Here is a 7,836-nt window from a genome sequence, read left to right as displayed (position 1 = left end):
TCGATGCCGTAGTGGGCGCCGAGGCCGCCGGTGAACAGGCCGTAGCCGTAGGCGTTGTGCACCTTGTGCCCGGGGCGTCCGCCGGCGGCGCGGATGGAGCGGGCGATCAGCCCGGCCCAGGTGTCGATGTCGCGTTCGGTGTAGCCGACGACGGTGGGTCGGCCGGTGGTGCCGGAGGAGGCGTGGATGCGGCGGATCTGGGCCTGTGGGACGGCGAACATCCCGAAGGGGTAGTTCTCCCGTAGGTCGGCCTTGCTGGTGGTGGGGAACTTGGCGAGGTCGGCGAGCTCGCGGCAGTCGTCCGGGTGCACGCCGGCGGCGTCGAAGGACCGCCGGTAGTGCGGCACGTTGTCGTAGGCGTGGCGCAGCGTCCACTGCAGCCGCTCGAGCTGGGTGGCGCGCAGCGCATCGACGGACAGGCGCTCGCCGGCGTCGAGCAGGTCCGCGGGCGGCGCCTCGCCGCGGCGGACCGAGGTGGTCGGCGCCGATGCCGGGGTGGGGGTGATGGTCATGCCTCACCGTCCTTCTTGGCCACGAGGGTGAGGACGTCGTAGCGGGCGACGGATTCGCCGTCCTGGCGGGTGACGTCGGCGTCCCAGCGGACCTCGCCGTAGCCGGCGGACTCGCGGGGGGTGATCTGTTTGCAGGTCAGGGTGATCGTGAGCTCGTCGTCGAACTTGACGGGCGTGAGGAACCGCAGGTTGTCCACCCCGAAGTTGGCGAGCACCGGGCCGGGGTCGGGGTCGACGAACAGCCCGGCAGCGAATGAGACGATCAGGTAGCCGTGCGCGACGCGCTGGCCGAACAGCGGGTTCGCCGCGGCGGCCTCGGCGTCCATGTGGGCGTAGAAGGTGTCGCCGGTGAACTCGGCGAAGTGCTCCACATCGGCCTGGGTGACCCGCCGCGGCCCGCCGACGACGGTGTCGCCCGGGCGGAGCTCTTCGAGGTGCAGCCGGAAGGGGTGGCGCTCGGTCTCGCGGCGTTCGGCCCCGCTGACCCAGCGCCCGGTGATCGCGGACAACGAGTCGGGGTCGGCTTGGAGGGCGGTGCGCTGCATGTGGTGCAGCACGCCGCGGATGCCGCCCATCTCCTCGCCGCCGCCGGCGCGGCCGGGGCCGCCGTGCACCAGCTGGGGCAGGGGCGAGCCGTGCCCGGTGGACTCCTTCGCGTCGGCCTCGTTGAGGACCAGGAGGCGGCCGTGGAACGGGGCGGTGCCGAGCACGACCTCGCGCACGAAGCCGGGGTCGGAGCTGACCAGGGAGCCGACGAGGCTGCCCTGGCCGCGGGCGGCGTAGTCGATCAGCTGCCCGGTTGTCTCGTACGGCATGACCGTGGCGACGGGGCCGAAGGCCTCGACCTCGTGCGGCTCGGCCCGCTGCGGGTCGCCGACCAGCAGGATCGGGGAGACGAAGGCGCCGCGGTCCGGGTCGGCGCCCGTGACCTCGACCTTCTCCGGGTCGCCGAAGACGATCCGGCCGGCGTCGGCCAGCGCCTTGACGCTGCGGCGGACCTCCTCCCGCTGATCCAGCGAGGCCAGCGCGCCCATCCGACCCTCGGGTCCGATGGTGGTCTTCGCCAGCCTCGCCGACACGGCCTCGACGACGGCGTCGACCTGGCCGGCGGGCACGAAGGCGCGGCGGATCGCGGTGCACTTCTGGCCCGCCTTGACCGTCATCTCGGTGACCAGGCCCTTGACGAACAGGTCGAACTCGTCCGTGCCGGGCACGGCGTCCGGGCCGAGCGCGGAGAAGTTCAGCGAGTCGGCCTCGGCGGTGAAGCGGACCGCGTGGCGCACCAGCGTGGGGTGGGTGCGCAGGCTCTGCGCGGTGGACGCCGACCCGGTGAACGCCACGAGGTCCTGGCCGGTGAGGTGGTCGAACGTGTCGCCCAGCGAGCCGGCCACGAACTGCAGCGCCCCGGCCGGGAGGATCCCGGACTCGACGATCAGCTCGACCAGCTTCGCGGTCAGGAACGCCGTTGGGGTCGCCGGCTTGACCAGGCTCGGTACACCGGCGAGGAAGGCCGGGGCGAGCTTCTCCAGCGGTCCCCAGACCGGGAAGTTGAAGGCGTTGATCTGGACCGCGACCCCCAGGAGCGGGACGCAGATGTGCTGGCCCACGAAGGTGCCGCCGCGGCCGAGGGGCTCGACCGGGCCGTCGACGTAGACGGTGTCGTTGGGCAGCTCGCGCTTGGCCTTGGAGGCGTAGGCGAGCAGCACGCCGATGCCGCCGTCGACGTCGAACTTCGAGTCACCCAGGGTGGCGCCGGTCCGCGCGGAGACCGCGTAGAGCTCCTCGCGGTGCTCGCGCAGGTGCTGCCCGAGCGCCTTGAGCAGCGCGGCGCGCTGGTGGAAGGTCAACTCCCGCAACGCCGGCCCGCCGACCTCACGCCCGTAGGCCAGGGCCGCGGCGAAGTCGATCCCGGTCGAGGAGACCCGGGCGATCTCCTCGCCGGTCACCGCATCGAACACCGGACGACCGGCGTCGCCCGGGGTGTGCCAGTCACCGGAGACGTAGCTGCGCAGAAGGGGGGTGGTCATGCGATCCCTCTCGTGGTGGAGGCGGGTCAGACGGTCTCGATGAGCAGGGCCGCGCCCTGGCCGACGCCGACGCACATCGACGCCAGGCCGCGGCGGCCGCCCTCGCGGCGGAGCCGGTTGGCGAGCGTGACGGTGATCCGGGCGCCGGAGCAGCCCAGCGGGTGGCCGAGGGCGATGGCGCCGCCGTCGGCGTTGACGGTCTCGGGGTCCAGGCCCAGGCGGCGCACGCACGCGAGGCTCTGCGCGGCGAAGGCCTCGTTGAGCTCGACGGCGTCGAGGTCGCCGGCCTGCCAGCCGGCCAGCCGCAGCGCCTTCTGGGTGGCGGGCACCGGGCCGAGGCCCATGACGTGCGGCGCGACCCCGGCGCTCGTTCCGGTGACGATCCGCGCGAGCGGGGTCAGCCCGTGCTCCTCGACGGCCCGTTCGCTGGCGACGACGACCGCCGCGGCGCCGTCGGACAGGGGGGAGGAGTTGCCCGCGGTGACGATCCCGCCCTTGCGGAACACCGGGCGGAGCCGGCCCAGGGACTCGGGGGAGGCATCGGCGCGGGGGCCCTCGTCCGCGGTGACCTGGACGGGGTCACCCTTGCGCTGCGGGACCGACACGGTGACCAGCTCGGCGTCGAACCGCCCGTCCTTCGCCGCGGCGACCGCACGGGTGTGGCTGCGCAGCGCGAACTCGTCGCACTCCTCGCGGGTGATCCCGTCCAGCGCGGCGACCTCCTCGGCGGTCTCGCCCATCGACAGGGTCGCCGGACCCTCGGTCTCGGTGTGGACCTCGGGCGCGGCCTCGTCCAGGGCGCGGAAGCGCGGGTTGGTGAAACGCCAGCCCAGGGAGGTGTCCGCGACCTCGCCCGGCTTGGCCCACGGGGTGCCCGGCTTGGCCATCACCCACGGCGCCCGGGTCATCGACTCGACTCCGCCGGCGACGACGACGTCGGCCTCCCCGGCCTTGATCGCCTGCGCGGCGTTCGTGACGGCGGTCAGCCCGCTCGCGCACAGCCGGTTCACCGTGTAGCCCGGGACCGCCGCCGGGAGCCCGGCCAGCAGAACGGCCATCCGGGCCACGTTGCGGTTGTCCTCGCCGGCCTGGTTCGCGGCGCCGAGGACCACCTCGTCGATCGCGTCGGCCGGCACCCCGGCCCGCGCGACGGCCTCGCCGACCACCAGGGCGGCCAGATCGTCGGGGCGGACGCTCGCCAGCGCTCCGCCGTACTTGCCCTGCGGGGTGCGGACCCCGCTCACCAGGAATGCGGTGTTGCTGCTGCCCATGAAGCCGCTCGGCCTCCGATCGGTGTCTGCGTCGGCGAACGATCGTTCGGTTGTTGGGGAGGTTAGCATGAGCGCGTGGAGGCCGACAGGGGTGAGGGTCCTGACGACGTTCGGCGCGTTCGTCCCCGTGGCTCCGGCGGGCAGGGCCCGACGACCGCCGTCATGGCGCGGCCCGCTGCTGGGGCTCGAAAAAGCGCTGGTGGACGCCTCACGAGAGGTCGCCGTCGGTCGGCCGGGGTGAGCAGGCTCAGCAGGTGGGGAGGGCTCATGCGAGCGCGCCACAGTGCCGCGTGGGACTCCTGTGGCGGGTGTCGAGGCCGAGAAGTGCGACAGCCCGATCGTTCGGGCGATCAGGACCAGGCTCGAACTCCAGGATCATGGCGTCGGTCCGAAGGATCCGGACCGATCCGAGACGGGGAAGGTGGGGTGCGCGGATGACGCGAGCAACGCGGGAAGACGCAAGCCCGTCGGTCCGACTGGTCCGGTGCGCGGGAGGGGCACGATGACCGCCGCGGCGGCCGGGCCGCCGAACCGGCGCCTCCGCGGCGCCGCCGGTGCCCGTCGCCCCGTCTACGACGCCCGGTCCCTGCTGGCCGTGGCGGTGCAGGAGTTCAACGCCCGCGGCTACGACGCCACCTCGATGGAGGACCTGTCGCGGGCCGCCGGGATCACGAAGTCCTCCTTCTACCACCACGTCAGCGGCAAGGAGGAGCTCCTCCGCGCGGCGCTGCAGCGTGCGCTCGACGGGCTGTTCGGCATCCTCGACGAGCCCGCCTCCCAGTCCGGACCGGCGCTGCGGCGGCTGCGGCACATCATCGGACGCCAGGTCGAGGTCCTCACCACCGAGCTGCCGTACGTGACCCTGCTCCTGCGGGTCCGCGGCAACACCGACGTCGAGCGGTGGGCGCTGGCCCGCCGCCGCGCGTTCGACGCCACCCTCGCCTCGCTCGTCGCCGAGGCGGTGGAGGAAGGCGAGGTCGCGGCGGGGGTGGAGCCGTGGCTGGCGGCACGGTTGCTCTCCGGCACGGTGAACTCGATCATCGAGTGGTACCGCCCCGGCCGGCCCGGTTCGGAACGTCTTCCCGCTCAGGTCGTGCAGATGGTGTCCGCCGGGATCATCCCTCCCGCCTGACGCCCGCCCGGGTGAGTTCGCCCCTGCGCTTGCGTGTCCGGCCCGAGTGCGCCATCATCAGACGAACGAACATTCGGTTTTGGAGGATCGCGATGACCGCGACTGACGAGCGCTCCCACCACGCTCATCAGGACGAGTTCCAGGCCACGATCGACGCGGACCAGCGCATCGAGCCGCGGGACTGGATGCCCGAGGCCTACCGCAAGACGCTGATCCGGCAGATCGCGCAGCACGCGCACTCCGAGATCATCGGCATGCAGCCCGAGGGCAACTGGATCGGCCGGGCGCCGTCGCTGCGGCGCAAGGCGATCCTGCTGGCCAAGGTGCAGGACGAGGCCGGGCACGGGATGTACCTCTACGCGGCGGCCGAGACGCTCGGCGTGGACCGCGAGGAGCTGACCGAGAAGCTGATCGAGTCGAAGCAGAAGTACTCCTCGATCTTCAACTACCCCACGCTGACCTACGCCGACGTCGGCGTGATCGGCTGGCTGGTCGACGGGGCGGCGATCTGCAACCAGGTGCCGCTGTGCCGGTGCTCGTACGGGCCGTACGCGCGGGCGATGGTGCGGATCTGCAAGGAGGAGTCGTTCCACCAGCGGCAGGGCTACGAGCTGCTGCTGGCCATGGTCAACGGCACGCCGGAGCAGAAGGCCATGGTGCAGGAGTCGGTCGATCGGTGGTGGTGGCCGTCGCTGATGATGTTCGGCCCCGCCGACGGGGACTCCCCGAACACCCAGCAGTCCATGTCGTGGAACATCAAGCGGCACACGAACGACGAGCTGCGCCAGCGGTTCGTGGACATGACGGTCCCGCAGGCCGAGGCCCTGGGCGTCACGCTGCCGGATCCGGACCTGCGGTGGAACTCCGAGCGTCAGGCGCACGACTTCGGTGAGCCGGACTGGTCGGAGTTCAAGGCGGTCATCACCGGCGCGGGCCCGACCAACGCGCAGCGGATCGCGCACCGGCGCCGGGCGCACGAGAACGGGGCCTGGGTGCGCGAGGCGGCGCAGGCGTACGCGGACAAGCAGGCGGGGACGGTGTCGGCATGATCCCGAGCGACGACGAGCAGGTCACCGACGTGACCGCCGAGGGCGGCCACGGCGCCGTCCCGACGACCGGGGTCGAGACCGGGCAGGGTGAGCGGCCGAGCCGCCGGACCTGGCCGCTGTACGAGGTGTTCGTGCGCGGCAAGCGCGGGCTGAACCACGTCCACGTGGGCTCGCTGCACGCGGCGGACGCGGAGATGGCGCTGCACAACGCGCGGGACCTCTACACCCGGCGCAACGAGGGCGTGTCGATCTGGGTGGTCAAGGCCGAGGACATCACCGCGTCGAGCCCGGCGGAGAAGGACCCGTTCTTCGCTCCGTCCGGCGACAAGGTCTACCGGCACCCGACCTTCTACGCGATCCCGGAGGAGGTGCCGCACCTGTGAGCCACGTCGAGCAGGGCGAGCACGACGCCACCAACGCCTACCAGTCGCTGTCGGAGACCACCGCGCACGACGACCCGCGCTGGGCGTTCGGCACCGGCTTCGAGGACGTCGAGGCCGAGATCTCCGCGCCGGTGCCCGAGGGCGTCGAGCCCGAGGACCTCGCGGCGTACTGCCAGATGCTGGGCGACGACGCACTGATCTACAGCCAGCGGCTGTCCGAGTGGGTGGCCAACGCGCCGGAGCTGGAGGAGGAGGTCGCGCTGGCCAACATCGCGCTCGACCTGCTCGGCCAGGCCCGCGTGCTGCTGGCCCGCGCCGGGCACGTCGAGGGGGCGGACCGCGACGAGGACGCGCTGGCCTACCTGCGCGACCAGGCCGGGTTCCGCAACGTCGCCCTCGTCGAGCCGTCGGACGAGCTGGACTTCGGTCGCTGCATCGCCCGGTTGCTGATCTTCTCGACCTGGCGGCTCGCGCTGCTGCACCGGCTGCAGGACTCGCGGGACCCGGTGATCTCCGCCGTGGCGGGGAAGGGCGTCAAGGAGCTGACCTACCACCGCGACTACGCCGCCCGGTGGGCCCTGCGCCTCGGCGACGGCACCGAGGAGTCGCACCGGCGCGTGCAGGCCGGGCTGGACTGGGCGTGGCCGTACGTGGAGGAGCTGTTCCGCACCTCCGACGAGGAGCACCGGCTGGTCGAGGCGGGCGTCGCGGTCGACCCGGCCGGGACGCGCGAGGAGTTCGACGCCGTGCTCGCGCAGGTCCTCGACCGGGCCACCCTCACCCGGCCCGAGGTGCCCCCGGTGGGCACGATCGGCGGTCGCGGCGGCCGGCAGGGCGTGCACACCGAGCTGCTGGGCCACGTGCTGGCCGAGATGCAGAGCGTGGCGCGCGAGCACCCGGGGGCGACATGGTGACCGACCCCGACCTGCGGGTGGACCTGGGCGCGCGCGACGTCGTCGCCCGGGTCGTCGACCCGGAGATGCCGATGCTCACCCTCGACGACCTCGGCGTGATCCGGTCGGTCGACGAGGACGGCGGCGCGGTGGTCGTCACGATCACCCCCACGTACTCCGGCTGCCCGGCGATCGAGGTCATGCGTGACGACATCCACACCGCGCTCGGCGAGGCCGGGTACCGCGGTGTCGAGGTCCGCACCGTGTTCTCGCCCGCGTGGAGCACGGACTGGATCAGTGAGGCCGGGCGCCGCAAGCTCGCCGAGGCCGGCATCGCCCCGCCAGGGAAGGCACCGGCCCGGGCCGCGGGCCCGATCCCGCTGACCCTCGGCGCCCCCTCGACGCAGGTCCGCTGCCCGCGTTGCGGCGCCCCGTCGACCGAGGAGTTCTCCCGCTTCGGCCCGACGGCCTGCACGGCGCTGCGGCGCTGCCCGTCGTGCCAGGAGCCCTTCGAGCACATGAAGGAGATCTGAGGTGACCCCCGCGACCACACTGCCCGCCGCCGGCAC

General features: G+C 72.9%; 7 protein-coding genes and 1 pseudogene. 5 read left to right on the top strand and 3 right to left on the bottom strand.

Features of this window, described 5'->3' with window-relative positions:
- From AB0B41_RS33720 to AB0B41_RS33710, 3 genes and pseudogenes are all read right to left on the bottom strand, one after another.
- A pseudogene (locus tag AB0B41_RS33720) lies at window positions 1–512 on the bottom strand (phenylacetate--CoA ligase); the annotation flags it as partial.
- Window positions 509–2,539: a phenylacetic acid degradation bifunctional protein PaaZ gene (gene paaZ, locus AB0B41_RS33715; RefSeq protein WP_358210601.1), complete on the bottom strand. Its 2,031-nt coding sequence runs from the start codon at window positions 2,537–2,539 to the stop codon at window positions 509–511. The pseudogene AB0B41_RS33720 and the gene paaZ, both read right to left, overlap by 4 nt.
- Before the next feature lie 26 nt (window positions 2,540–2,565).
- Window positions 2,566–3,810: a thiolase family protein gene (locus AB0B41_RS33710; RefSeq protein ID WP_358210599.1), complete on the bottom strand. Its 1,245-nt coding sequence runs from the start codon at window positions 3,808–3,810 to the stop codon at window positions 2,566–2,568.
- A gap of 502 nt (window positions 3,811–4,312) precedes the next feature.
- On the opposite strand from AB0B41_RS33710, the gene AB0B41_RS33705 reads away from it, so the two are divergent.
- The 5 genes from AB0B41_RS33705 to paaD all read left to right on the top strand — a co-directional run bounded on the left by AB0B41_RS33705 (window position 4,313) and on the right by paaD (window position 7,800).
- On the top strand, window positions 4,313–4,942 hold the full coding sequence (locus AB0B41_RS33705) for a TetR/AcrR family transcriptional regulator (RefSeq protein WP_358210597.1): 630 nt from the start codon (window positions 4,313–4,315) through the stop codon (window positions 4,940–4,942).
- Between the two features lie 92 nt (window positions 4,943–5,034).
- On the top strand, window positions 5,035–5,991 hold the full coding sequence (paaA, locus tag AB0B41_RS33700; RefSeq protein WP_358210595.1) for a 1,2-phenylacetyl-CoA epoxidase subunit PaaA: 957 nt from the start codon (window positions 5,035–5,037) through the stop codon (window positions 5,989–5,991).
- Window positions 5,988–6,374 carry a 1,2-phenylacetyl-CoA epoxidase subunit PaaB gene (paaB, locus tag AB0B41_RS33695; RefSeq protein WP_358210593.1) on the top strand — a complete coding sequence of 129 codons (387 nt, stop codon included), beginning with the start codon at window positions 5,988–5,990 and terminating at the stop codon, window positions 6,372–6,374. The genes paaA and paaB overlap by 4 nt, the downstream gene beginning before the upstream one ends.
- The gene (gene paaC, locus AB0B41_RS33690) at window positions 6,371–7,288 is read left to right on the top strand and encodes a 1,2-phenylacetyl-CoA epoxidase subunit PaaC (RefSeq protein ID WP_358210591.1); all 918 of its coding nucleotides are present in this window, start codon (window positions 6,371–6,373) and stop codon (window positions 7,286–7,288) included. The genes paaB and paaC overlap by 4 nt, the downstream gene beginning before the upstream one ends.
- Window positions 7,282–7,800, top strand: coding sequence for a 1,2-phenylacetyl-CoA epoxidase subunit PaaD (gene paaD, locus AB0B41_RS33685; RefSeq protein ID WP_358210590.1), 519 nt, complete (start codon window positions 7,282–7,284; stop codon window positions 7,798–7,800). Before paaC ends, paaD begins: the two co-directional genes overlap by 7 nt.
- Window positions 7,801–7,836: the final 36 nt, after the last annotated feature.

It is taken from the genome of Pseudonocardia sp. NPDC049154 (genome assembly GCF_040648315.1).
Taxonomy (GTDB): domain Bacteria; phylum Actinomycetota; class Actinomycetes; order Mycobacteriales; family Pseudonocardiaceae; genus Pseudonocardia.
The sequence above is the reverse complement of the archived record's forward strand: the minus strand, read 5'-3'. Positions and strand labels throughout refer to the sequence as shown.